Below are 25,067 nucleotides of genomic sequence, written 5' to 3'. Positions count from 1 at the left end.
CCCGTTCGCGTACGGTTGACGGTCGCCCATGCACGTCAGAAGGGGGCCTTGGTGGCCGCGCAGGATGCCGCTGTAGACGCTGTCGACAGCACGGCGGATTCGGTCCGCGATCGGGAGATCGCGGTCGAACAGAGCCATCTGGACCAGGTGTACCGCCGCCTCGAGGAGAAGATCCACGAGGCCGAGTTCCTGATGAACGACGCGGCCCAGCGCGGCCAGGTCGGCACCCCCGGCGCGCTCGCCGAGCGCGACGCCCAGGTGTTCCGGGCCGGTATCCACCTGAACCGGCTGAACAACGAGTTCGAGGACTTCCTCTTCGGGCGGATCGACCTCGTGCTCGGCAAGGACGGGGAGCGGGGTCCCGACGGCGCCTACACCTCCATCGAGCCCGCCGACGACGCGATCCGGGCCGACCTGACCGCCGATATCGCCGAAACCCTCCACATCGGGCGGATCGGTGTCCTCGACGCCGACTACTCACCGCTGGTCATCGACTGGCGGGCGCCGGCCGCCGCGCCGTTCTACCGCTCCACCCCCAAGGAACCGGGCCGGGTGGTGCGGCGCCGCGTCATCCGGTCCAAGGGCCGCCGGGTGCTGGGCGTGGAGGACGACCTGATGAGGCCGGAGGTCACGGCCTTCCTCGACGGGGCCGAGCTGCCCGCGATCGGCGACGGCGCACTGATGGCCGCCCTCGGCCGGGCCCGCACCCACACCATGCGGGATATCGTCTCCTCCATCCAGGCCGAGCAGGACCTGGTCATCCGGGCCCCCGCCGCCTCCGTCGCCGAGGTGTCCGGCGGACCGGGCACCGGCAAGACGGCCGTCGCCCTGCACCGGGCCGCCTACCTGCTCTACCAGGACCGGCGGCGCTATGCCGGCGGCATCCTGATCGTCTCGCCGACCCCGCTGCTGGTGGCCTACACCGAAGGCGTGCTGCCCTCGCTGGGCGAGGAGGGCCAGGTGGCCATCCGGGCGCTGGGCTCCCTGGTGGACGGGGCGGAGGCCACCGCGTACGACGAGCCGGCCGTCGCCCGGGTCAAGGGCTCCTCGCGGATGCTGAAGGTGCTGCGCAAGGCCGTACGCGGCGCCCTGGAACTGGGCGGTCCGGCCGGGCCGGCCCCCGAGCGGCTGCGGGTGGTGGCCTTCGGGCGGAGGCAGGAGCTGGAGGCGGCCGAGCTGGACCGGATCCGGCAGACCGTGCTGGGCGGGACCGCCCCCGTCAACCTGCTCCGGCCGCGGGCCCGCCGGCTGCTGCTGGACGCGCTGTGGGCGAAGTCCGGCGGGGCGAACCGGCACAGTGACCCGGAGCTGGCCGCCGAGCTGCGCTCCGCCTTCGACGAGGACATCTCGACGGAGGACGTGTTCATCGAGTTCCTGAACGCCTGGTGGCCCGAGCTCACCCCGCGCGGGGTGCTCACCGCGATGGCCGACGAGCGGCGGCTGGGCCGCTGGGCCCGCCGGGTGCTGAACCCGCGCGAGACCCGGCAGCTGGCCCGCTCGCTGCGCCGCGAGGCCCTCTCGGTGCACGATGTCGCCCTGCTGGACGAGCTCCAGATGCTGCTGGGCGCCCCGGCCCGGCCCAAGCGCAAGCGCGAATACGATCCGCTGGACCAGCTCACCGGGCTGGAGGAGCTGATGCCGCAGCGCGAGGAGACCCAGCGGGAGCGGGCCGAACGGCTGGCCGCGGAGCGGGTGGACTATGCGCACGTGATCGTCGACGAGGCCCAGGACCTGACGCCCATGCAGTGGCGGATGGTGGGCCGGCGCGGCCGGCACGGCACCTGGACGGTGGTCGGCGACCCGGCCCAGTCCTCCTGGACGGACCCGGAGGAGGCCGCTGCGGCCCGTGACGAGGCCCTCGGCAGCCGGCCGCGCCGCCGCTTCACGCTGACCGTCAACTACCGCAACCCGGCCGAGATCGCCGAGCTGGCGGCGAAGGTGCTCCGCCGGGCGATGCCGGACATGGAGCCCCCGTCGGCGGTCCGGTCCACGGGCCTGCGGCCCCGGTTCACCGCCGTCGGCGAGGGCGCGGGGCTGCGGGACACCGTCCGCGAGGAGACGCGCCGGCTGCTGTCCCAGGTGGACGGCACCGTCGGAGTGGTCGTGGCGATGAACCGGCGGGCGGAGGCGGCCGACTGGCTGGCCGACCTCGGCGGACGCGCGGTGGCCCTGGGCAGTCTGGAGGCGAAGGGCCTGGAGTACGACGCCACGGTGGTGGTCTCCCCGGCGGAGATCGCCGCGGAGTCCCCGGCCGGCCTGCGCGTGCTGTACGTGGCCCTGACCCGGGCCACCCAGCAGCTGACCGTGGTCTCCGCCGCGTCCGACGCCCCGGACGCCGCCGGGGTCCCCGAGCTGCTGGCCGACTGACGGCCGGCCGCCGTGGCTGCGCTCCGTACGGCCGGATGGCTCGCGGCCAGGAGCGTGGTGAGGCGGGGTCAACTCGGCTGAGGGGGATCGCATCCGGCGATCCTTTGTTAGCCTGGGGTACGACACCGGCTCGATCCAAGCCCCCGGGCCCAACCTTCGTCGCCTAGAGCGACCACTTGCCGCGAGGCGAGCATGGCGGGTCGGTGTCTTAGCCGTTCATACAGGTCCGCGCCCTCCAGCATGGGGGGCGCGGACCTGTTTTTCGTAGCGGACCACCCTTCCACCACCCCCCACTATCTCGTATGGTGGAAGAGTCTTTCCGAAATTTGTAGCTGGTTACCTTGTACCAGCCGGTAGGTGGGACGATCGGACAACAGGTCCTGCCACGCCGGCCGTGCGCAGGACCCGCGTACAGGAACACAGGGAAAGCAGAGGAATCCGGTCATGGCAACGGCGCCCAGCGTCTCGTACTCGATGACGGTCCGCCTGGAGGTGCCCGCGAGCGGAACCGCGGTCTCCCAGCTCACCACCGCAGTGGAATCCTCCGGCGGGTCGGTCACCGGCCTGGACGTGACCGCCTCCGGCCACGAAAAGCTCCGGATCGACGTCACCATCGCCGCCACCTCCACCGCGCACGCCGACGAGATCGTCGAGAAGCTGCGCGGGATCGAGGGCGTCGCACTCGGCAAGGTGTCCGACCGCACCTTCCTGATGCACCTCGGCGGCAAGATCGAGATGGCGGCCAAGCACCCCATCCGCAACCGTGACGACCTCTCGATGATCTACACCCCGGGTGTGGCCCGGGTGTGCATGGCGATCGCCGAGAACCCCGAGGACGCCCGCCGCCTCACCATCAAGCGCAACTCCGTCGCAGTCGTGACCGACGGCTCCGCCGTGCTCGGTCTCGGCAACATCGGCCCGAAGGCCGCACTGCCGGTCATGGAGGGCAAGGCCGCCCTGTTCAAGCGGTTCGCCGGCATCGACGCCTGGCCGATCTGCCTGGACACCCAGGACTCCGACGAGATCGTCGCAATCGTCAAGGCGATCGCCCCCGGCTTCGCCGGCATCAACCTCGAGGACATCTCCGCACCGCGCTGCTTCGAGATCGAGGCACGCCTGCGCGAGGCCCTGGACATCCCCGTCTTCCACGACGACCAGCACGGCACCGCGATCGTCGTGCTCGCCGCCCTCACCAACGCCCTGCGCGTGGTGGGCAAGGCGATCGGCGACGTGAAGGTGGTCATGTCCGGCGCCGGCGCGGCCGGTACCGCCATCCTGAAGCTGCTGCTCTCGGCCGGTGTGAAGAACGCCGTGGTCGCCGATGTGCACGGCGTGGTGCACGCCGGCCGTCCCGACCTGGTGGACGCCGCAGGGGACTCCCCGCTGCGGTGGATCGCCGACAACACCAACCCCGAGGGCTACACGGGCACCCTGAAGGAGGCCGTGGTCGGCGCCGACGTCTTCATCGGCGTCTCCGCTCCGAACGTGCTCGCCGGCGAGGACGTGGCGGCCATGGCCGAGGGCGCCATCGTGTTCGCGCTCGCGAACCCGGACCCCGAGGTGGACCCGGCGATCGCCCGTCAGACGGCCGCCGTCGTGGCCACCGGCCGCTCCGACTTCCCGAACCAGATCAACAACGTGCTGGTCTTCCCGGGCGTCTTCCGCGGCCTGCTGGACGCTCAGTCCCGCACCGTGAACACGGACATGATGCTGGCCGCGGCCAGCGCGCTGGCCGATGTGGTCGGCGAGGACGAGCTCAACGCGAACTACATCATTCCTTCGGTGTTCAACGACAAGGTCGCCGGTGCAGTGGCGGGCGCGGTCCGCAAGGCCGCAACCCCCGCCGTCACCTCGACTGTGGCGTCGGGCACGTCTGTCTGACACCGGCGCGTCGCAGGATGCGGTGCCGCCGGACCGCCTCTAGGGTTGCGGGGATGCCCGCGAGGTCCGCGGTCCCCATCCTCGAGCCTTCCCAGCAGTGCGGACGGAGCGTCACCGCGGCGTGACTGTGGCGCTTTTCGTGTGACCCTGGCGGGTGCCGGATTGGCTTTCCCGCCGCTGGTGGGGGCAGGATGCGTGACTGTGGCGCGAGGGTCTGACGGCAGACCCGGGTCCGGGGACTGTCCGAGGGCCCTGGCAGCATCGGCTTCGCTGGTGCCAAACATGCGGCTCTGCCGCGTGGCACGCCTCATAGGCAAGTTGAACACGGGAGTACAACATGAACCGCAGTGAGCTGGTGGCCGCTCTGTCCGAGCGCGCCGAGGTGACCCGCAAGGACGCCGACGCCGTTCTGGCCGCGCTCGCCGAGACCATCGGTGAGGTCGTCGCCAAGGGCGACGAGAAGGTCACCATCCCCGGCTTCCTGACCTTCGAGCGCACCCACCGTGCCGCTCGCACCGCTCGTAACCCGCAGACCGGCGACCCCATCCAGATCCCGGCCGGCTACAGCGTGAAGGTCTCCGCGGGCTCCAAGCTCAAGGAAGCCGCCAAGGGCAAGTAAGTCCTTGATGGCCTCTGGCCAGTAGTACGAGCAGTACGAGGCAGTACTGCGAAGGGCGGCCACCCCCGGTGGGGTGGCCGCCCTTCGGCGTCCGGTGAGGGAGGCTCAGCCCCTCAGACGGTCCCTCAGACGAGATCGCCGTTCGGCAGCTCGACCTTCGCGCCGAGCTCCACGAGCTTCTCCATGAAGTTCTCGTAGCCGCGGTTGATCAGGTCGATGCCGTGGACCCGCGAGGTGCCCTCGGCCGCCAGCGCCGCGATCAGGTACGAGAACCCGCCCCGGAGGTCCGGGATGACCAGGTCGGCGCCCTGGAGCTTGGTGGGGCCGGACACGACCGCCGAGTGCAGGAAGTTGCGCTGGCCGAAGCGGCAGGCCGAGCCGCCCAGGCACTCCCGGTAGAGCTGGATGTGCGCGCCCATCTGGTTGAGCGCCTCGGTGAAGCCCAGCCGGGACTCGTAGACCGTCTCGTGGACGATCGACAGGCCGGCGGCCTGGGTCAGCGCGACCACCAGCGGCTGCTGCCAGTCGGTCTGGAAGCCGGGGTGGACGTCGGTCTCCAGCGCGATCGCGTTGAGCGGACCGCCCGGGTGCCAGAACCGGATGCCGTGGTCGTCGATCTCGAAGGCGCCGCCGACCTTCCGGTACGTGTTCAGGAAGGTCATCATCGAGCGCTGCTGGGCGCCGCGCACGTAGATGTTGCCGCCGGTCGCCAGGGCCGCGGAAGCCCACGAGGCGGCCTCCAGGCGGTCCGGGATCGCCTTGTGGTTGTAGCCGCCGAGGCGGTCCACACCGGTGATCCGGATGGTCCGGTCGGTGTCGAGGGAGATGATCGCGCCCATCTTCTGCAGCACGCAGATGAGGTCCTCGATCTCGGGCTCGACGGCCGCGTTCGACAGCTCGGTCACGCCCTCGGCCAGTACGGCTGTCAGCAGCACCTGCTCGGTCGAGCCGACCGAGGGGTACGGCAGGCGGATCTTGCAGCCGCGCAGGCGCTGCGGGGCTTCCAGGTACTGACCGCCTTCGCGCTTCTCGATGGTCGCGCCGAACTGGCGGAGCACGTCGAAGTGGAAGTCGATCGGCCGGCCGCCGATGTCGCAGCCGCCGAGGCCGGGGATGAAGGCGTGGCCGAGCCGGTGCAGCAGCGGACCGCAGAAGAGGATCGGGATCCGGGAGGAGCCCGCGTGCGCGTCGATGTCGGCGACGTTCGCGCTCTCCACGTGGGTCGGGTCGAGCACCAGCTCGCCGGGCTCGTCGCCCGGTCGCACCGTTACGCCGTGCAGCTGGAGCAGGCCGCGGACGACCCGCACGTCGCGGATGTCCGGCACATTGCGCAGCCGGCTGGGTTCACTGCCGAGCAGCGCGGCGACCATGGCCTTGGGCACGAGGTTCTTCGCGCCGCGGACACGGATCTCGCCCTCGAGCGGGGTGCCGCCGTGGACAAGCAGTACGTCGTTGCTGTCAGTGCCGGTCATGAATCTCGCGTTCCGGGAGGGGCTCCCCCCGGCGAAGACAGGGGGAGGGTGGGCAGGGGGCCAGAGACAAAGGGTAAGGGGCACTGCCCCCCGGTTCGTAAGGCTGACGCGGCCGTAGGACTGTCATGATTTCGCCATAGCACCCTGCGTACCGGGGATATGGCGGAGCGTTGCCTTCCGGGAGTCACCCGTCCGCACCCACCGCCCGTTGGACCGTCCGTACCAGCGCGAACAGGCCGAACGGGCCGGAACGGGGTGCGCGCGCTCCTGGCTGCTGCCGTGCGCCGGGAGCTGCCTACGATCACAGTCGGCCGTCCGCTCCCCCCGAAGGCCGAATGTGCGAGATCATGGCCGCATGACCGAGGTGTCCTCCCTCACAGGGCGGCTGCTCGTCGCCACCCCCGCCCTCGCGGACCCGAACTTCGACCGCGCGGTGGTGCTGCTGCTCGACCACGACGAGCAGGGTTCGCTCGGCGTGGTCCTCAACCGGCCCACCCCGGTGGGCGTCGGCGATGTCCTGCTGCCCTGGGCCCCCCTGGCCGGTGATCCGGGCGTGGTGTTCCAGGGCGGTCCGGTCGCCCTCGACTCCGCCCTCGGGATCGCCGTCATCCCGGGTGAGGAGGGTCCGCTCGGCTGGCGCCGGGTCCACGGGGCGATCGGCCTGGTCGACCTGGAGGCCCCGCCGGAGCTGCTGACCGGCGCCCTCGGATCGCTGCGCATCTTCGCCGGGTACTCGGGCTGGGGGCCGGGCCAGCTGGAGGACGAGCTGAGCGACGGCGCCTGGTACGTGGTCGAGTCCGAGCCCGGTGACATCTCCTTCCCGGATCCGCAGCGGCTGTGGCGTGCGGTGCTGCGCCGCCAGCGCAGCGAACTGGCGATGGTCGCCACCTACCCGGACGACCCGTCGCTGAACTGACCCCGGCCGGGTTCAGTAGGCTTGGGTTCCATGAGCACTCTTGAGCCCGAGCGCGGGACTGGCACGGGGACCCTCGTAGAGCCGACGCCGCAGGTGTCCCACGGCGACGGCGACCACGAGCGCTTCGCCCATTACGTCCAGAAGGACAAGATCATGGCGAGCGCACTCGACGGGACTCCCGTCGTGGCGCTCTGCGGCAAGGTGTGGGTACCGGGCCGCGACCCCAAGAAGTATCCGGTCTGCCCCATGTGCAAGGAGATCTACGACTCCATGGGCGCGGGCGGGGACAAGGACAAGGGCGGCAAGGACAAGTAGCTCCGGCCGTTCGGCCCTGATCCGACGGGGCCCGGCGGGACCAAGGTCCCCGGGTGTGCGCGAGCACGCCCGGGGACCTTTCGCATGCCCGCCCGGCGGGTAGGGTCGGCGCCAGATGCGTTCTGTGAAACGTGCGTTGCGCAGTGTGCAACGCCTGGCGGTGGAGGGACCGACACCATGCCCGACCCGATTCCGTCCGACCCGATTCCGTCCGACCTGATTCCGAAGCCGCGCTATGAGCGGTACGCCGGCGGGGGCCGGGAGAGCTGCGAGCTGGCCGACCCGCTGCTCGCGGCCGGGCCCGGAACCGAGGCCGCCGCCGCATGGCTGCGCCGCGAGATCGGCGCGGCGACCGGCTGGGCGCTGCCGGCGGCGCCCGAGGCGGGCACCCCGGCGGGCACCGTGGCGGGGGAGGGGCGGCAGGTGGTCCGGCTGGTGCTGCGGCCCGCCCTCGCCGAGACCCTCGGCCCCGAGGGGTACGAGCTGCACGTCACGGACCGCGGGGTGCTGCTCGAAGGCGCCGGCCCGGCGGGGCTCTTCTGGGCCGCGCAGACGTTCCGTCAGCTGCTCGGCCCCGATGCCTTCCGCCGGGCCCCGCTGCGGCCCGGCCGGACCTGGCGGCTGCCGGTGGGCGGCATCCAGGACGGCCCCCGCTTCGGATGGCGCGGGATGATGCTGGACGTCGCCCGGCACTTCACGCCCAAGGACGGCGTGCTGCGCTGGATCGATTTGCTCGCCGCGCACAAGCTCAACGTGCTGCACCTGCACCTGACGGACGACCAGGGCTGGCGGATCGAGATCCGGCGGTACCCGAGGCTCACCGAGGCCGGGGCCTGGCGGGCGCGCAGCAAGTGGGGCCATGGATCGTCGGACCGCTGGAACGACACCCCGCACGGCGGTTTCTACACCCAGGACGACATCCGGGAGATCGTCGCCTACGCCGCCCAACGGTATGTCCGGGTGGTCCCGGAGATCGATCTGCCGGGCCACTCGCAGGCGGCCATCGCCGCGTACCCGGAGCTCGGGAACACCGATGTGGTGGACACGGCGGCGCTGGGCGTCTGGGAGGACTGGGGCATCAACCCCAACGTCCTGGCGCCGACGGAGGCCGTACTGCGCTTCTACGAGGGCGTCTTCGAGGAGGTGCTGGAGCTGTTCCCGGCGGAGGTCTCGCCGTTCGTGCACATCGGCGGCGACGAATGCCCCAAGGAGCAGTGGCGGGCCTCGCCGACCGCACAGGCCCGGATCGCCGAACTCGGCCTGAAGGACGAGGACGGGCTCCAGTCCTGGTTCATCCGGCACTTCGACCGCTGGCTCGCGGCCCGCGGGCGCCGGCTGATCGGCTGGGACGAGATCCTGGAGGGCGGACTCGCGGACGGCGCCGCGGTGTCCTCCTGGCGCGGCTACGCGGGCGGCATCGCCGCCGCCGAGGCCGGCCACGAGGTGGTGATGTGCCCGGAGCAGCAGGTGTACCTGGACCACCGTCAGGACGGCGGCCCGGAGGAGCCGATGCCGATCGGGTACGTGCGGTCGCTGGAGGACGTGTACCGGTTCGAGCCGGTGCCGCCCGGGTTGTCGGACGGGGCGGCCCGGCGCGTACTGGGCGCGCAGGCGAACGTGTGGACCGAGGTGATGGAGAACCAGAGCCGCATCGACTACCAGGTGTTCCCGCGGCTGGCGGCCTTCGCGGAAGTGGTGTGGTCCGGTCAGCCCGAACCGGAGCGGCGCGACTACGCCGGGTTCGAGGCCCGGATGGCGGCGGCGCACTACGCGCGGCTGGCGGCGCTGGGCGTGGACTACCGGCCGCCGGGCGGCCCGTTGCCGTGGCAGCGGCGGCCAGGCGTACCCGGGCGCCCGATCGACGGGCCACCCCCGAACGTGTGAATCCGGTAATGGGGAGCTCTTCCCCCAAGCCTCCCAAGCCCCCCAAGCCCCTCAAGTCCGCCCCGAGAGCGGTAAATAGATTGAAATCGGACTTTTCTTTCCCGGGGTGGAGCGGGAGGGGGGTACAGGGGGCGCCCGGGCCACCCTCGCGCCGGGGTGGTGCGGAAGATGTGCCAGAGTTGCCACGTCCCGGCGGTGAGCACGTACCGTACGGCGGACAGGCGTGAGCGCCGAGACCGGGACATCGGGAAGGGGCAGCTGGGTTGACCACGCACGCACCGCAGGCGGCGCATTCCGTGACGCAGTCCGTCACGCTGCCCACCTCGCTCGACGAGGCCGTGGCGGCACTCGCCGCCATGCCCGCCGCCGTGCCGGTCGCCGGCGGCACCGACCTCATGGCGGCCGTCAACGCCGGCCAGCTGCGGCCGGCCGGGCTGGTCGGCCTCGGCCGGATCAACGAAATCCGCGGCTGGCAGTACCAGGACGGGCATGCCCTGCTCGGGGCCGGTCTCACCCACGCCCGGATGGGCCGCCCCGACTTCGCGGCGCTGATCCCGGCCCTGGCCGCCGCCGCGCGGGCGGCCGGGCCGCCGCAGATCCGCAACGCGGGCACGCTGGGCGGCAACATCGTCACGGCCGCACCGACGGGCGACGCCCTGCCGGTGCTGGCCGCCCTGGAAGCGGTGCTGGTCATCGCCGGCCCGGGCGGGGCGCGGCGCGAGATCCCCGTGTCCCACCTGCTGGCCGGCCGCGAGATGCTCCGGCCCGGCGAACTGATCGGGTATGTGCGGGTTCCGCTGCTGCACGCCCCGCAGGTGTTCCTGAAGGCGACCGGCCGGACCGGGCCGGGCCGGGCGATCGCCTCGGTGGGGCTGGTCCTGGACCCGGCCCGGCGCGGGGTCCGGATCGCGGTGGGCGCGGTGGCCCCGATGCCGCTGCGGCCCCTGGAGGCCGAGCAGTGGGTGGCCTCGCTGATCGACTGGGACGCGGAACGGCGGCTCGCGCCCGAGGCGCTGGAGGCCTTCGGCGAGTACGTCGCAGCCGCGTGCGTACCCGACCAGGGGGACCCGGTCCCGGCCGGAGTCCTGCAGCTGCGGCGGACGGTGGCCGTGCTGGCACGGAGGGCCCTGGGAAGGGCGCTGACCTCATGAGCGAGAACGAGAACGGGCACGGGCACGTGAGCGGCGACGGCGGCGACGGTATGGGGAACACGGGCGGCGGCTGGGGCTGGGAGCCGGTCCCGCACGGGGGCGAGTACGACTCCGACGCGACCGCGTTCGTCAAACTCCCCGAGGACATGCTGAACGCCACGGGCACCGGCGAACCGCTGGCGGCGCCCGGGCACGGGTACGTCCCGCCGGTGATCGTGCCGCCGGTGATCGCGGTGCCGCCGGTTCCGGCGGAGCCGGTGGAGCCGGCGGCGAGCACGGACCCCGCGGCGACGACGGGGACATGGGCCATGCCGGTGCACTGGCCCGACGCGGGGGCCGCGGTGGCCCCGGCCCCGGGGCCGGCGGGTGCGGAGCCCGACTCGGGCGCCACGGCGGAGTGGCACTTCGCCGAGGCGATGGAGCAGCCGGCCGAGGCGGTCGCCGCTCCGGGCTCCGGCGACACCGGCCAGTGGGCGGCCCCGGTGGCCGACTGGAGCCAGGCACCGGCGACCCTGCCGGGCGGGGCGGCGGCGCCGTGGGCGAGCGCGCCGCAGGAGTTCGACGGGGTACGGGCGTACGCGCCCATGCCTGCGCCTGCGCCTGCGGCGGGCGGACGGGTGCTGGGCGGGCCCGGCGTGGGCACCCTCGCGGAGGACGAGCCGGTGCACCCGGCCCCGGACATCGAGGCGGCCCACGGCGCGGCCCCGGCCCCGGTCACCTCGGAACGCCAGCACCCCGGCCCGCACGACTCGATCCCGGCCCCCCGCACGGAAGCGGCGTACGCCGCCCCGGACCACACCCTGGCCACAGGCCTCAACCTCTTCGGCGCCATGCCGCCCGCGGCGGGGGACACCCCGGAAACAGGCGCGGAGCGCACCGCCGTGCCGGGCGTCTCGAACGCGAGCGCGTTCGCGCCGGCCGGGCACACCCCGGCGGAGGGTGTCGCCGCGCCGGGGGTTGCGGGCGCGGGCGCGGGCCTGTTCGGCGCGGCCGGGCACACGCCGGCGGAGGGCACCGCAGTGCCGGGCGTTGCGGGCGCGGGCGCGTTCGCCGCGGTCGGCGTTCCGTACGCCGACGACGTGCAGGCCAGGCCGGCGGAAGCCGCAGGAACGGGTGCGTTCGCGCCCGCTGAGCACACCCCGGCGGGGGCCGCTCCGTACGCCGAGGCGGAGCCGGCCGGGCACACCCCGCCCGAGGGCACCGCCCTGCCGGGCGGTGCGGGCGCGAGCGCGTTCGTGCCGGCCGGGCACACCCCGGCCGAAGGCACCGCCCTGCCGGGTGGCCCCGCCGCGGCCGGAGCCCCGTACACCGAGGCGGCGCAGGCTTCGGCCGACGGCGCCGGCGAGGGACCGGCCGAGGGCGTCGCCCCGTACGCCGAGGCCGGGCAGGCCCCGCCGGTCGGCGGGGCCGACGAGGCGGAGCGGGCGGAAGCCGGTGGCACCGGCGGGGCGCCGGACGGGCACGCCACGGCCACGGCCCCGTACGCCGAGGCCGAGCAGCCCGCGGCCGAGCAGCCCGCGGCCGACGGCGCGGGCGAGGCGCCGGCCGGGCAGAGCACGCCCGATGGCGTCGCCCCGTCCGGCAAGGACACGGCCGTGCCCGGGGAACCGTACGCCGGGGCCGCCCACGAGGCCCCCGCCGTCGTACACAGCGCCGAGCACCCCCTCGCCTCCTACGTGCTCCGCGTCAACGGCGCGGACCGCCCCGTCACCGGCGCCTGGATCGGCGAATCGCTGCTCTACGTGCTGCGCGAGCGCCTCGGCCTCGCCGGGGCCAAGGACGGCTGCTCGCAGGGCGAGTGCGGCGCCTGCGCCGTGCAGGTCGACGGCCGGCTCGTCAACTCCTGCCTGGTCCCGGCCGCCACCGCGGCCGGCTCGGAGGTCCGTACCGTCGAGGGGCTCGCCACCGACGGCGAGCTCTCCGACGTACAGCAGGCCCTCTGCCGGTCCGGCGCCGTACAGTGCGGCTTCTGCGTGCCCGGCATGGCCATGACCATCCACGACCTGCTGGAGGGCAACCACGCCCCCAGCGAGCTGGAGACCCGCCAGGCCCTCTGCGGGAACCTCTGCCGCTGCTCCGGCTACCACGGCGTGCTCGACGCCGTCCGCGAGGTGGTCTCCGAGCGCGAGGCGGCGACCGAGGCAGCGACCGCCGCGGCGACCGCCGGAGCCGCCGAGGCCGCGTCCGAAGCGGCGGCTTCGGCCGAACCCCGCATTCCGCACCAGGCCCCGCCCGGCGAGGGCGGGATCCACCCCGACCACCACGGAGGCATGGCGTGACCGCCAGCGACGCGGCGACGGCCATCGGAATCACCACAGCCACCGCCACCGCCCAAGGCGCCGCCCCCACCGACTCCGCGCCCCACCAGGTGCCGCGCGGAATCGGCGCCTCCGTGATGCCCGCCGACGCCCGCGCCAAGGCCGAGGGCACCTTCCCCTACGCCGCCGACCTCTGGGCCGAGGGCCTGCTCTGGGCTGCCGTGCTGCGCTCCCCGCACGCCCACGCCCGGATCCTCTCCATCGACACCAGCGCGGCGGCGCAGATGCCCGGCGTCCGGGCCGTGGTCACCCAGGCCGACGTCCCCGGCGCCACCACCCACGGCCGGCGGATCTCCGACCGCCCGGTCTTCGCCCACGACGTGGTCCGCCACCACGGCGAACCCATCGCCGCCGTCGCCGCCGACCACCCCGACGCCGCCCGCCTCGCCGCCGCCGCGATCACCGTCGAGTACGAGCTCCTCGACCCCGTCACCGACCCCGAACAGGCCTTCGCCGCCCCGCCGCTGCACCCCGACGGCAACCTGATCCGGCACATCCCGCTCCGCTACGGCGACCCGGAGGCCACCGGCGAGGTCGTCGTCGAGGGCCTCTACCGGATCGGCCGCCAGGACCCGGCCCCCATCGGCGCCGAAGCCGGCCTCGCCGTGCCCCGCCCCGACGGCGGAGTCGAGATCTACACCGCCTCCACCGACCCGCACGCCGACCGCGACCTCGCCGCCGCCTGCTTCGGCCTCGAACCCGAACGCGTCAAGGTGGTCGTCACCGGCGTCCCCGGTGCCACCGCCGACCGCGAGGACTCCGGCTACCAGCTCCCCCTCGGCCTCCTCGCGCTGCGCACCGGCTGCCCGGTGAAACTCGCCGCCACCCGCGAGGAATCCTTCCTCGGCCACTCCCACCGGCACCCGACCCTGCTCCGCTACCGCCACCACGCGGACGCGGAGGGCCGGCTGGTCAAGGTCGAGGCGCAGATCCTGATGGACGCGGGTGCGTACGCCGACTCCTCGGCCGAATCCCTCGCCGCCGCCGTCGCGTTCGCCTGCGGCCCGTACGTGGTCCCGCACGCCTTCGTCGAGGGCTGGGCCGTCCGCACCAACAACCCCCCGTCCGGGCACGTCCGCGGCGAAGGCGCGCTCCAGGTCTGTGCCGCGTACGAGGGCCAGATGGACAAGCTCGCCGCCGAACTCGGCCTCGACGGCGCCGAACTGCGCCTTCGCAACGTCCTGGCCACCGGGGACCTGCTCCCCACCGGCCAGACCGTCACCTGCCCGGCCCCCGTCGCCGAACTCCTGCGCGCGGTCCGTGACTTCGAACTGCCCTCGCTCCCCAAGGACACCCCGGAGGAGGAGTGGCTGCTGCCCGGCGGCCCGGAGGGCGCGGGCGAGCCCGGCGCGGTCCGGCGCGGGGTCGGCTACGGCATCGGCATGGTCCACATGCTCGGGGCCGAGGGCACCGACGAGGTCTCCACCGCCACCGTCAAGGTCAGCCACGGCACGGCCACCGTCATCTGCGCCGCCGTCGAGACCGGACAGGGCTTCGCCACCCTCGCCCGTCAGATCGTCCAGGAGACCCTGGGCGTGGACGAGGTGCTGATCGCCCCGGTCGACACCGACCAGCCGCCGGCCGGCCCGGCCACGCACGGCCGCCACACCTGGGTGTCGGGCGGTGCGGTGGAACGGGCCGCCAAGATGGTCCGTACCCAGCTCCTGCAGCCGATGGCCGCCAAGTTCGGCATGTCGACCGAGCTGCTGCAGATCGCGGACGGCCGCATCACCTCGTACGACGGGGCCTTTTCCACCACGGTGGCGGAGGCCCTGGAGGGCAAGGAGCTCTGGGCCACCGCCCAGTGCCGTCCGCACCCGACCGAGCCGCTGGACGCGGACGGGCAGGGCGACGCCTTCGTCGGCCTCGCCTTCTGTGCGATCCGCGCGGTGGTCGACGTCGACGTCGAACTCGGCTCGGTACGGGTCGTCGAACTCGCCGTCGCGCAGGACGTCGGCCGGGTCCTCAACCCGCGGCAGCTGGCCGCCCGGATCGAGGCGGGCGTCACCCAGGGCGTCGGCGCGGCCCTCACCGAGAACCTGCGCACCGCCGCGGGCCTGGTCCGGCACCCCGACCTGACGGGATATGCCCTGCCGACCTCGCTCGACGCGCCGGCCGTCCGTATCGTCAAACTCGTCGAGGAGCGGGACGTGGTGGCCCCCTTCGGCGCGAAGGCGGCGAGCGCGGTCCCGGTGGTCACGGCCCCGGCGGCGGTGGCCTCGGCGGTGCGTGCGGCCACGGGCCGCCCGGTCAACAGGCTCCCGATCCGGCCCTCTGCGGCGGTGGCGGTGCCCAACTCCTGACCGTCTGCCCCGCATTGAGCCCGTAGCTGTCGCATTGCACGTGCAACCCCGGGCTTGGGCCTGTCGGCACCGCTCGATAGAGTTGACGGCGAGTCTGCACGAACCCGCGCGCACTGCACGCCAACAGGTGCGAACGGGAACGGGACGGGGAGCGGCGGAAACGCCGCGACAACGGGGAGAGACGGGGAGACGGGGAGGCCATCGTGGCTGGGGATGCGATTGATGCGGTGCTGCCGTTCGTACCGGGCGGCAACATGCTCTCGTTGGCGAACAAGGGCCTGATTGCGGCACAGGCGCCTGCTCTGTACGTCGAACACGAGTCGATGGTGAGCTACAAGAAGCGCGTGGACGCCCTGCTGGACCAGCTGAAGGGCTCCAAGGCGGAGCACGGCAAGTTCGCCGACGGCACCCTGGGGGCGGGCGACCTGGGGACCGGCTTCACGGAGGCGCAGGGCCTGCACACGGCGTACAACAAGGTCCGCTCGGAGATGGAGAACCTCTCGAAGGCGCTGGCGAACCAGATCGAGTCGCTGGCGATCGCGATCGAGGCGTCCCGGGTGGGCTACGAGAACATGGACGAGGACGTCAAGGCGCGGATGCGCGCGCTGCAGCGGCAGGCGCACGAACAGTACGTACCGGGGCGCGACCCCGAGGCGCCCAAGCCGGGCGAGCCCGCAAAGGACCCGGCTTCCAACGGCGGACAGCCGTCCACGGGCCAGGGCACCAACGAGAGCACGGCCGGGGGTGACATGTAATGGCGACGAACTTCGAGGGTTACTCGCACAAGGAACTGCTGGCGATGCTGGCCTCGGTGGACGGTGAGAAGGTCAAGACGCGCGGCCAGCTGCTGAAGGACGCCGAGATCGAGATCACGAAGATCGGCAACGACCTGAAGAACCACAAGGTCGAGAACTGGGAGGGCCAGGCGGCAGAGGCCTTCCAGAACTGGGTGAACCGGCTGGGCAACTCGACGCTGCGACTGGGCGAGTACAGCAAGACCGGCGGCGAGTGGATGGTCAACGCGGCGCAGACGATCGTCGAGGTCAAGGCGAACATGCCGGCGTACGACCAGGGTGCGTACGACAACCTGGAGGCGTCGCGGGAGGCCCGCAACGACCCGGACGCGCAGAAGATCGGCATGACGGCACACTCGAAGCTGGCCGGGGACCGGCTCGAGGCGGTACAGCAGATGAACAAGCTGGCGCAGTCGTATGAGGCGTCCACGACGCAGATGAATGCGGCGCCGATTCCTACGTTTCCGCCTGCGCCGCCGGAAGTTGTTCCGACGAACATTGACGGCGCTCAGGAGATCAGCCGCTCGGGTGGGGATCCCGCTCTCCGCAATGGCCTGCGCGAGGCGAACTACGCGCCCCCGAGCGGCGACACCCGTGGTCCCTCGTCGGAGCCCGGTTGGGTCCCCGGTCACCAGCCGAAGAACCCTGACCCCACCACCCCGTCGACGGTCCCGCCGGTGCCGGATCGGGGGCCGGGGTCTCCCACGCTGCCGCCCGTGCCCGATAGGGACGTCAACACCGATCTGGACAGCGTCAAGACCCTGCCGCCGCAGACGACCACACCGGTCATCCCGGTTGCCCCGTCGCCCGGCCCTGGCGCTCCACCGACCGGGCCGGTACCGCCTGTGATGCTTCCGCCGGTCGGTGGTCCGCCCACGCACGGTCCCGGTCCAGGCCGCCAGGTCCCCGGTATCCCGGGTATCCCCGGCATCCCCGGGGCCCCCGGCCCCGGGTCTCCGCCGGTCAGCAAGCTCGTCGGGCCCAATGCCCTCCCGCCGCGTGACTCCGGAATCCACGGTGGACGTCAGGTCAACACGACAGGCCCGACGTCCGGACTCCACCGCGGCACGGTCATCGGCGAAGGCGGCACCGGTCAGGCCGGACGAGGCGCTTACGGCCCCGGCATGGGAGGCGGCGGATTCGGCGGTGGCGCCCAGGGCGGCAGCGTGCCCGGTGCGGGTCGTCGGCTGGCCAGCGAGCCCGGCGGTATCGTCGGGGGCCGTCCGGCAGGCGGGGCCACTGGTGCCACCGCTGGTGCCCGGCCCTTCACGCAGGGTGGTGCAGGGCTGGTCCGCGGCAATCAGACGCCGGGCCGGCGTCCGGAGCGCGAGAACGGCGAACGTCCGGACTACCTGTCCGAGGACGAGGAGACCTGGCAGGGTGATCGTCGTGTTGTCCCGCCGGTAGTCGACTGAGCGAACGGATTCTGTACGAGATGCGCATGCGGAAGGCCACATCTGTTCTCATGGGTCTGCTGTTGGCCGGAGTCGCCGCGACTCCGGCCCACGCGGCGTCCATTAGGTCGCAGCAATGGCATCTCGACTCCATGAAGGCCGACGAGATGTGGAAGACCAGCACCGGTAAAGGGATCACGGTCGCGGTGATTGATACCGGTGTCGGTCGCGTCCCTGAGCTGGAAGGGCAGGTTCTGCCCGGCAAGAACCTGGCGACGAATGCCCCAGGAGATGAACGTAAGGACGTCGCCAACCACGGCACAGGCATTGCCGCAATGATCGCTGGAACGGGTAAGCATCCCTCTGGCGACGGTGCCTTCGGTCTCGCGCCAGGTGTGAAGATCCTTCCGATCCGCGTGCGTGACGAGGCGAGCAACACGCAGGAACCGACCTGGACGCAGGCAATCCGGTACGCGGCGGACTCGGATGCCAAGGTCATCAACATCTCTATGGCTAGCGGTGGGGATGGCGTCGCAGATGATCCCGCTCGTGTCGCAGCGGTCAAGTATGCCGTGTCCAAGGGTAAGTTGATCTTTGCTGGTGTGGGTAATGACGGGCAGGGTAGGAACAACGTCCTCTATCCGGCCGGTACGCCAGGCGCAGTCGGCGTGGGCGCCATCGACCAGCAGGGCAACGCCACTGCGGAGTCCCAGAAGGGCCCCCAGGTGGACCTCGCCGCGCCCGGAATGGACATCGTCACCGCGTGCACAAAGCAGAGCGGGGTGTGCAAGGCACACGGAACCAGCGACGCGTCAGCCCTCGCCTCCGCCTCCGCCGCCCTCATCTGGTCCGCCCACCCCGACTGGACCAACAACCAGGTCCTCCGCGTCCTCCTCAACACCGCCGGCAAGCCCCGCGACGGAGTCCAGCGGAACGACCACATCGGCTACGGCGTGGTCCGTCCCCGGATCGCCCTGACCAACCCCGGTGACCCCGGCCCCGCCAACGAGTGGCCGCTGCCCGACCTGGCCGCAGCTGCATCGGCTCCGCCGAACTCACCTGCGCCCGCGCCCGCCGGCTCCGCACCGGCAGCCGAGCAGTCCGACAAGGCCGCCGCCGCCGACAGCAACAGTGACGACGGCAGCAGCCTGCCCTGGATCGCCCTCGGGCTCGGTGCCGCCGTGCTCATCGGGGGAGCCGTCACCGTCGTGGCCGTACGCGCAAGGAACCGCTGACCAGCCAACAGAACAGAACAGGACTTGAGCCGTCATGTCGTTCGACGAAGAGTGGTCCACCGCCAGGGCAGCCGCCGCCGCGAACGTCGGTACGCGGCTCAACCAGCTGCCGGCCGACCCCGGCGGAGCCGGTGGCGGCAACGAGGACCTGCTGCTCAACCAGGACCACATCGGGGCCATCGGCCACGATGCGCACGTCCTCCACAGCCGGCTGTCCCGCGACGGCGCGCACGCCAAGACCGCCACCGCCGAGGCCGGCACCCAGCTCAAGGGCGAGGCTTTCGCGAGCGGGGCCGCCCTGCTCACGGCGCAGGAGCGGTGGGACTCGCAGCTGAAGACCCTGCTCGCGGGCTGCGCGCACATCTCCAACAGCCTCAACTACTCCGTCAATTCCATGGGAAAGCAGGACGCGCAGATCCATGCCGCGTTCACACAGTCCAAGGTCGACGAGTACCTCAAGTAAGGGCAGGGGCAGGCGCATGCTGACGTTCGAGAATGTGATGAACGCACCCCTGGACAAGCTTCAGACGGCGGTGACCGACTGGGGTGCCCACGAGCAGCGGGCAGCTTGGGTGGAGTTCGGCACCACAGCCGCCATCGCGGCGGGTGTCGCGTTCCTTCCGGCCACCGCAGCGGCTGCCGGCGCGGCGGCGATTCTCGTACCGCTGGCCGTGGACGTGGGCAGCGGTGCAGTGGAACAGGCCGCTTCCTCCGTCATCGGGGAGTGGTCCTCCGATGCGGTGGAGAGGAACAAGGACGAGGTGGATGAAAAGACGCACGCCACCACGAAGGAGATGTACCAGGCGGGCGAGCACAGTGCGAAGGCACCGCTGAGGGAGTTCATGGAGCGGCACAACATCGACCCACTGAGCGAGCTCGGCAACGATCTGATGGAGTCCAGGCAGATCGGCTACGGCACCGGTAACGACTTGGCCGACCAGCAGGGCCATGACCCCGAAACGGGCAACAAGTGATCGCGGCGTACCGGCGGTTCCACATGCTCGGGTGCGGGTTCGCCGTCCTCGTACTGGCGACCGGATGCAGTACGTCCGAGCCTTCCGCGAAGCCGGAGCCGAAACCGGAGCCGGCCTACGGATCCGCGGTGCAGATCTGCCAGGGGCTGTTCGGCCCGGAAGGCGCCGCCGCTCTGGAGCGGGTGCTCGACTCCACGGAGTTCAGGCTGCGGGACGAGACGTATGACCTGGACCTCCAGGCGGTCGGCAAGGGGCTGCAAGGCAGGTACGAGACCGGACAGGGCTTCGGCGACCTGGAGGGAGAGATGTGCCGGGCGTCGGGAAGGCCGAAGGCGGGGAGCGTGCCGTACGCGGAGCTCTGGATCGCCGGTGACAAGAAGCACGTCGGCGCCGGGGAGAAGGACCGCGGTCCGGCCGTGATCCACGGAGCGAACCGCATGCACCTCCGGTACAACTGCGCCAGCCCCCGGGTCGGCTCCACCGACGACCTCCCCCTCCAGATCCGCCTCACGTTCCGCGACAAGCGGGACGGGAGGAAGGGCGCGGACGTCCTCCGTCCCGACTACGTGGCCGTCATGCACTCGGCGGCGCTCGCCATCGCCAAGGACCTCGGCTGCCAGAACAGCGGCGGTCTTCCCGACCGCTCGGAAGACCTTCCCGCGTCGGTTCCCGAGGCCTAGGTGGCGGTGACGAAATGGTGAGTCGACGAGTGCCTCACGTAAGGACAGGGACCGGCACATGCTGACATTCGAGAACGTGATGAACGCACCCCTGGACAAGCTTCAGACGGCGGTGACCGACTGGGGTGCGATGGTCGGCAAGCTGGAGGAGCTGGCCCGGGAAGCTCGTGAGGGCATGAAGGCCAAGGCCGACAAAGCCGAGTGGAGTGGGGTGACGGCCGGAGCCGGGCGGCCGTTCATCGCGAAGGTGGCCAAGGAGTTCGAGGACGCCGCCGCCCAGGCCAAGGGCGTCCATCAGCTGCTCGGTGACGCCCACACCACCTTCAAGGAGGCGCGTGACCAGCTGAAGCAGGCCGCGGAGGTGGACGCGCCGAAGGCCGGATTCCGGGTGGACGCGGACGGCCGGGTGTCCCGGGTGCCGTTCCCCGATCCGGGTACGGAGAACGCGGCCCGCCACGACCCCGAGTACATGCAGACCGCACAGCGGCACCGCGGTGAGTGGCAGCGGAAGATCGACGCCCTGATCGAGAGCTGCGATGACGCGGACCAGTCCCTCGCCCGCGCGCTCCAGGCCAACGTCACCGACGAACACAACTTCACCAGGCCGAAGTACACCACCCTGGACGGTGAACAGGCCGACCGCGCCGCCACGTTGATGGACAAGCTGGTCAAGGGGGGCACGGCCCGCAATCCGGAGGCGTTGCGCGAGCTGGAGGAACTGCTCGACGACAACCGTCAGGACCCGGAATTCGCCACGGCCTTCTACCGCCAGGTGGGAGCCGAAGGGACGCTCCACGCCTACACCGTGCTCTCGCTGGACGCGACCAGCCTGGGCAAGGCCGGGCAGGACCGGATCGACATGGTCGCGAACATCCAGAGCGACATGGGGGCGATGCTGGGCCTGGCCACGCAGAAGAACGTGCCGAACCATCTGGACGCCGCCTGGACGACCGAGCTGATGAAGGCGGGCCGCAAGGAGATCGACGCCAGCCGCCGTATCGCCGGCCCGGGCGCCACGATCTACGGTTACCAGGCGCTCGGAGCGCTGCTCCGCGAGGGCACGTACGACAAGGACTTCCTCACCTCCGTCGGCCGCGACATGGTCGCCATGGACCGGAAGAACCCGAAGGCATGGGAGCACGGCGCTCCCATCGGGCTGAATGCGGCGCTGAACCACAACAGCGAAGGCGGGTCAGGGTTCTACCCGCTGACCGGCCTGATGGAGGCGCTCGGCAACAACCCGGACGCGGCGACGGCCTTCTTCAACGAGCCGGTCCGAGAGGACAGCAACAAGGACGGCATCGTGACGCTCGCGGACAAGGCCGTCGACGGGCAGCACGGCAAGGACCAGGGCATGGTCGACTACATGCTCGACAAGAAGGCATGGGTCAGTGGCTTCGACGGCAAGGGCGGCGTGTTCCTGCCGGGCCAGGAGGCGCTGGGCGGCGCTCTGATGGCCGCGGTCAGCGGTCGCCCGGCCGGCGACGTGGACGCGCAGCCCGTGACGCATACGGGTCCGATGACCGATGTGATGGAACGGGTGGTCGACAAGATCGGCGACAACCCGGACCTGGTCGCCAAGGCGGGCGAAGAAGGCGAACCGCTGTCCGGCCTGTCCGGGGTGTTCGGGCAGATGGCGGCGGAGTATGCGGCGGACATGCAGGCTGCGCTCGGGAACGAGGGCGGTCATATCAAGGGGCCCGAGGTGATGGCGGAGTTCGACAAGTACGAGATGTCGAAGTTCCTCGGGGCGATCGCCCAGGACCCGGAGGCGTACGGCGCGATCACGAATGCTCATCAGACGGTCACCTCGGTGATGGTCAACGACGTCATCAAGCAGCGGGACGACCACAGCCAGCCCGACGCAGCGATCAGGGCGGTGACGCACCCGGGCGGCGAGATCGCCGGGATCTTGTCCCAGGCCCGGGCCGACGGCCTGCGCGAGGACGAGAAGCTGCGCGGGGAGGACTACGTCAAGGGCGTGGAGACCACAGCGAACTGGGTGAACCGGGGTATTTCCATGGCGGGAGCCAAGTACGTGGAACTGTTTCCCATTGCCGGTGATCTTGTGGGCTGGCTGCAGGAGGACATCGCGAACAGCGTGGTCGAGAGCGCCCAGAAGGACATGGCCAAAGAGGCCGCAGACGTGGACGAGAAGGCGGAGCGGGACTACCTCGACGCCGAGGAGGCCGTCAAGAAGGCCGCCGCCGATGCCGTTGAGAGGGCGGCAGTCGGCACCGAAATGTCCCGCCACGACATTAACGATCTCAAGGGCGAAGCTTCAACGGCAGCGGCGGACGGGCATACAGCCGGCCGTGGAATGCGGAGGTAGGTCCCGATGTCCTGGCGCCGTGGCTCTGCCCTCCTTCCCGTGGCGCTCATCCTGGCCGCCGGAGTGTCGGCCTGTTCCGACGAGGGGCCCTCCGTACCGCAGGGTCCGGAGAGGATGTGCTGGAACGCATTTGACCGGTCTGACCTCTTGCCTCTGCTCGGAGAGGGAAAGAAGATCCAGGTTGAGGAATCCGTCAGTCCCATGGCGATTGATGCGGACTGCAATATCACAGTGGACGGGCTGTTCCGATTTAAGGCGGAGGCGGACAAGAGCCGCGTCGACGTAGGCCTGCTGTACGACTTCCCACGCGAGAAGCCCGACCGGATCGCCCTCGGGGATGAAGCGGTCGTCTGGGACAAGGGCGCGGCGGTCGCCTTCCGGTGCGAGCGGCCATCGGGCACGGACAACGTCGAGCTCATGATCCACAGCTGGAAGCTTCCGGCGGGGCCGAAGCCGCCGCGGGCCGCGAATATCGACCTGATCCGCAAATACTTCGCCTTCGCCCAGAAGGAACTTCAGTGTGCACCGAGCCCCACCCCCGCCGGCGGGTCCTGAGGGCATGGTGAAGGCCGCCCGGAGCGACGGCCGGGCGGCCTTTGGTGGAAGCCGTGACCGGAATCGAACCGGCGTAACCCGCTTTGCAGGCGGGTCCCTCAACCACTCGGGCACACGGCTGTGTGGTGGAGATGGCATGACCGTACGGCGGGCCGGGCCGGGGTCGGAAGGGGAATCCGGGGGCTGCAATGTGACTGCCATGGTGCGTTCACAAAGCCCGGTGTCGGGGATGGTCCTAGGGCTGCTGGAGGAGGGGACGATCCGTCGAAGGGAGGGTGCGAGGAAAGGGGCAAAACCCGGGGATGCCCCTTAGCCTGGGGCGATGAGCGCCCTTGAGCCCCGTGCCGACGAGATATCCCCGCCCGCTGCGCCGGACCCGCGCGACGGCGGTGGCGGGATTCTCGGGCCCGCGCACCGGACGCTCAGCATCGGGATCATCTCCGTGATTTTCCTGATCGCGTTCGAGGCGACCGCCGTGGGTACCGCCATGCCCGTCGCCGCCCGCGAGCTCGACGGCATCGGGCTGTACGCCTTCGCCTTCTCCGCCTACTTCACGACCAGCCTGTTCGGCATGGTGCTGTCCGGCCAGTGGGCCGACCGGGCCGGGCCGCTGCGGCCCCTGGGCGTCGGGATCGCCTCCTTCGCGACCGGGCTGGTGCTCTCCGGGGCCGCCGAGGCGATGTGGCTGTTCGTGCTCGGGCGGGCCGTGCAGGGCTTCGGCGGCGGTCTGGTGATCGTCGCGCTGTACGTGGTGGTCAGCCGGGCCTACGACGAGCGGATGCGGCCTGCGATCATGGCGGCCTTCGCGGCCAGCTGGGTGGTGCCGTCCATCGTCGGGCCGCTGGCCTCCGGGACGGTCACCGAGCACCTCGGCTGGCGGTGGGTGTTCCTCGGGATTCCCGCACTGGTCGTCGTGCCGCTCGCGGTCGCACTACCCGCGATCCGCCGGACCGCCTCCGGGCCGGTGGAGCCGGGAGGGCCGCCCGTACCGTTCGACCGGCGCCGGATCCGGCTGGCCCTCGGGATTTCGCTGGGTGCCGGGCTGCTCCAGTACGCCGCCCAGGACCTGCGCTGGCTGTCGGTGCTGCCGGGGGTCGCGGGCGCGGCTCTGCTGGTGCCGGCGGTCCTCGGGCTGCTGCCGCGCGGCACCTATCTGGCCCGGCGCGGGCTGCCCTCGGTGGTGCTGCTGCGCGGGCTGGCGGCGGGGTCGTTCATCGCCGCCGAGAGCTTCGTACCGCTGATGCTGGTCACCCAGCGCGGTATGAGCCCGACCATGGCCGGGTTCTCGCTGGCGCTGGGCGGGCTGACCTGGGCGGGCGGGTCCTGGATCCAGTCGAAGGGGCGGATGGCGCCGTACCGGGTGCGGCTGATGGTGCTGGGCATGGTGCTGGTCGCGGTCGCCATCGCCGCCGCGCCGGCCGTGCTGATCGAATCGGTGCCGGTGTGGACCCTGGCGCTGGCCTGGGGGGTGGGCTGCCTGGGCATGGGCCTGGTGATCGGCTCCACCAGCGTGCTGCTGCTGAAGCTGTCGCCGCCGGAGGAGGCGGGCACCAACTCCGCCGCCCTGCAGATCTCGGACGCGCTGGCGAACGTGGTGCTGCTGGCGGGCGGCGGTGCGGCGTTCGCCGCGCTGGGCGGGGGAGCGGTGGGAGCGGCCCACACCCTCGGCGAGGGGGCCGGTTCCGCTTCGCACCCGGGTGCGTTCGTGGTGGTGTTCCTGCCGATGGCCTGCGTGGCGCTGGTGGGCGCATGGGTTGCCACCCGCCTCGACCCCGCGCCGGACCCGGACCCGGCCCCCGCTTCCGTCTTGGACCAAGCGCCCGCCCCCGACCAGGCGCCCGCAGTTCCGCTGCCTCCCGGGGCGAAATCCGGGTGAG

General features: G+C 71.7%; 19 protein-coding genes and 1 tRNA gene. 18 read left to right on the top strand and 2 right to left on the bottom strand.

Going from position 1 to position 25,067, the window contains the following annotated elements:
• Window positions 1-51: 51 nt before the first annotated feature.
• The 3 genes from DEJ50_RS12330 to DEJ50_RS12320 all read left to right on the top strand — a co-directional run bounded on the left by DEJ50_RS12330 (window position 52) and on the right by DEJ50_RS12320 (window position 4,867).
• Entirely contained in the window at window positions 52-2,367 is a 2,316-nt protein-coding gene (locus tag DEJ50_RS12330; protein WP_150207858.1) for a HelD family protein, read from the top strand.
• A 444-nt stretch (window positions 2,368-2,811) separates the two neighbouring features.
• Window positions 2,812-4,248 carry an NAD-dependent malic enzyme gene (locus DEJ50_RS12325; RefSeq protein ID WP_150207856.1) on the top strand — a complete coding sequence of 479 codons (1,437 nt, stop codon included), beginning with the start codon at window positions 2,812-2,814 and terminating at the stop codon, window positions 4,246-4,248.
• 337 nt (window positions 4,249-4,585) lie between these two features.
• Window positions 4,586-4,867 carry an HU family DNA-binding protein gene (locus DEJ50_RS12320; RefSeq protein ID WP_030875040.1) on the top strand — a complete coding sequence of 94 codons (282 nt, stop codon included), beginning with the start codon at window positions 4,586-4,588 and terminating at the stop codon, window positions 4,865-4,867.
• Between the two features lie 125 nt (window positions 4,868-4,992).
• On the opposite strand, the gene murA is transcribed toward DEJ50_RS12320, so the two are convergent.
• On the bottom strand, window positions 4,993-6,339 hold the full coding sequence (gene murA / locus DEJ50_RS12315; protein ID WP_150207855.1) for a UDP-N-acetylglucosamine 1-carboxyvinyltransferase: 1,347 nt from the start codon (window positions 6,337-6,339) through the stop codon (window positions 4,993-4,995).
• A gap of 355 nt (window positions 6,340-6,694) precedes the next feature.
• On the opposite strand from murA, the gene DEJ50_RS12310 reads away from it, so the two are divergent.
• The 14 genes from DEJ50_RS12310 (at window position 6,695) to DEJ50_RS12245 (ending at window position 23,190) form a co-directional block, all read left to right on the top strand.
• Complete coding sequence (locus tag DEJ50_RS12310; protein ID WP_150207853.1) at window positions 6,695-7,255, top strand: YqgE/AlgH family protein; 561 nt, start codon at window positions 6,695-6,697, stop codon at window positions 7,253-7,255.
• A 30-nt stretch (window positions 7,256-7,285) separates the two neighbouring features.
• Window positions 7,286-7,570 (top strand): DUF3039 domain-containing protein, encoded by a 285-nt coding sequence (locus DEJ50_RS12305; RefSeq protein ID WP_150207851.1) that lies wholly within the window; start codon window positions 7,286-7,288, stop codon window positions 7,568-7,570.
• Between the two features lie 177 nt (window positions 7,571-7,747).
• Window positions 7,748-9,454 carry a beta-N-acetylhexosaminidase gene (locus tag DEJ50_RS12300; RefSeq protein ID WP_150207849.1) on the top strand — a complete coding sequence of 569 codons (1,707 nt, stop codon included), beginning with the start codon at window positions 7,748-7,750 and terminating at the stop codon, window positions 9,452-9,454.
• A 263-nt stretch (window positions 9,455-9,717) separates the two neighbouring features.
• Window positions 9,718-10,605: an FAD binding domain-containing protein gene (locus DEJ50_RS12295; RefSeq protein WP_150207847.1), complete on the top strand. Its 888-nt coding sequence runs from the start codon at window positions 9,718-9,720 to the stop codon at window positions 10,603-10,605.
• Window positions 10,602-12,884 carry a 2Fe-2S iron-sulfur cluster-binding protein gene (locus DEJ50_RS12290; RefSeq protein ID WP_223837724.1) on the top strand — a complete coding sequence of 761 codons (2,283 nt, stop codon included), beginning with the start codon at window positions 10,602-10,604 and terminating at the stop codon, window positions 12,882-12,884. The genes DEJ50_RS12295 and DEJ50_RS12290 overlap by 4 nt, the downstream gene beginning before the upstream one ends.
• Window positions 12,881-15,226, top strand: a complete 2,346-nt coding sequence (locus DEJ50_RS12285; protein ID WP_150207846.1) for a xanthine dehydrogenase family protein molybdopterin-binding subunit — start codon at window positions 12,881-12,883, stop codon at window positions 15,224-15,226. The genes DEJ50_RS12290 and DEJ50_RS12285 overlap by 4 nt, the downstream gene beginning before the upstream one ends.
• Before the next feature lie 203 nt (window positions 15,227-15,429).
• A complete protein-coding gene (locus DEJ50_RS12280; protein ID WP_150207844.1) occupies window positions 15,430-15,981 on the top strand; it encodes a hypothetical protein in 552 nt (183 codons plus the stop codon).
• On the top strand, window positions 15,981-17,435 hold the full coding sequence (locus DEJ50_RS35215) for a hypothetical protein (protein ID WP_190344445.1): 1,455 nt from the start codon (window positions 15,981-15,983) through the stop codon (window positions 17,433-17,435). Before DEJ50_RS12280 ends, DEJ50_RS35215 begins: the two co-directional genes overlap by 1 nt.
• A gap of 20 nt (window positions 17,436-17,455) precedes the next feature.
• Entirely contained in the window at window positions 17,456-18,649 is a 1,194-nt protein-coding gene (gene mycP, locus DEJ50_RS12270; protein ID WP_150207831.1) for a type VII secretion-associated serine protease mycosin, read from the top strand.
• A 34-nt stretch (window positions 18,650-18,683) separates the two neighbouring features.
• Window positions 18,684-19,112 (top strand): hypothetical protein, encoded by a 429-nt coding sequence (locus tag DEJ50_RS12265; protein ID WP_150207829.1) that lies wholly within the window; start codon window positions 18,684-18,686, stop codon window positions 19,110-19,112.
• Between the two features lie 16 nt (window positions 19,113-19,128).
• Window positions 19,129-19,623, top strand: a complete 495-nt coding sequence (locus DEJ50_RS12260) for a hypothetical protein (RefSeq protein ID WP_150207827.1) — start codon at window positions 19,129-19,131, stop codon at window positions 19,621-19,623.
• Complete coding sequence (locus tag DEJ50_RS12255; protein ID WP_150207825.1) at window positions 19,620-20,303, top strand: hypothetical protein; 684 nt, start codon at window positions 19,620-19,622, stop codon at window positions 20,301-20,303. Before DEJ50_RS12260 ends, DEJ50_RS12255 begins: the two co-directional genes overlap by 4 nt.
• Window positions 20,304-20,361: 58 nt before the next feature.
• Window positions 20,362-22,635 carry a DUF6571 family protein gene (locus DEJ50_RS12250; RefSeq protein WP_150207823.1) on the top strand — a complete coding sequence of 758 codons (2,274 nt, stop codon included), beginning with the start codon at window positions 20,362-20,364 and terminating at the stop codon, window positions 22,633-22,635.
• Window positions 22,636-22,674: 39 nt separating this feature from the next.
• Window positions 22,675-23,190: a hypothetical protein gene (locus DEJ50_RS12245; protein ID WP_150207822.1), complete on the top strand. Its 516-nt coding sequence runs from the start codon at window positions 22,675-22,677 to the stop codon at window positions 23,188-23,190.
• A gap of 45 nt (window positions 23,191-23,235) precedes the next feature.
• Here DEJ50_RS12245 and DEJ50_RS12240 read toward each other — a convergent pair.
• A tRNA-Cys gene (locus DEJ50_RS12240) sits at window positions 23,236-23,310 on the bottom strand.
• Between the two features lie 202 nt (window positions 23,311-23,512).
• On the opposite strand from DEJ50_RS12240, the gene DEJ50_RS12235 reads away from it, so the two are divergent.
• On the top strand, window positions 23,513-25,066 hold the full coding sequence (locus tag DEJ50_RS12235) for an MFS transporter (protein WP_150207820.1): 1,554 nt from the start codon (window positions 23,513-23,515) through the stop codon (window positions 25,064-25,066).
• Window position 25,067: the final 1 nt, after the last annotated feature.

This window comes from Streptomyces venezuelae, from assembly GCF_008642295.1.
Taxonomy (GTDB): domain Bacteria; phylum Actinomycetota; class Actinomycetes; order Streptomycetales; family Streptomycetaceae; genus Streptomyces; species Streptomyces venezuelae_C.
This window is presented reverse-complemented; position numbering and strand designations above follow the sequence as displayed.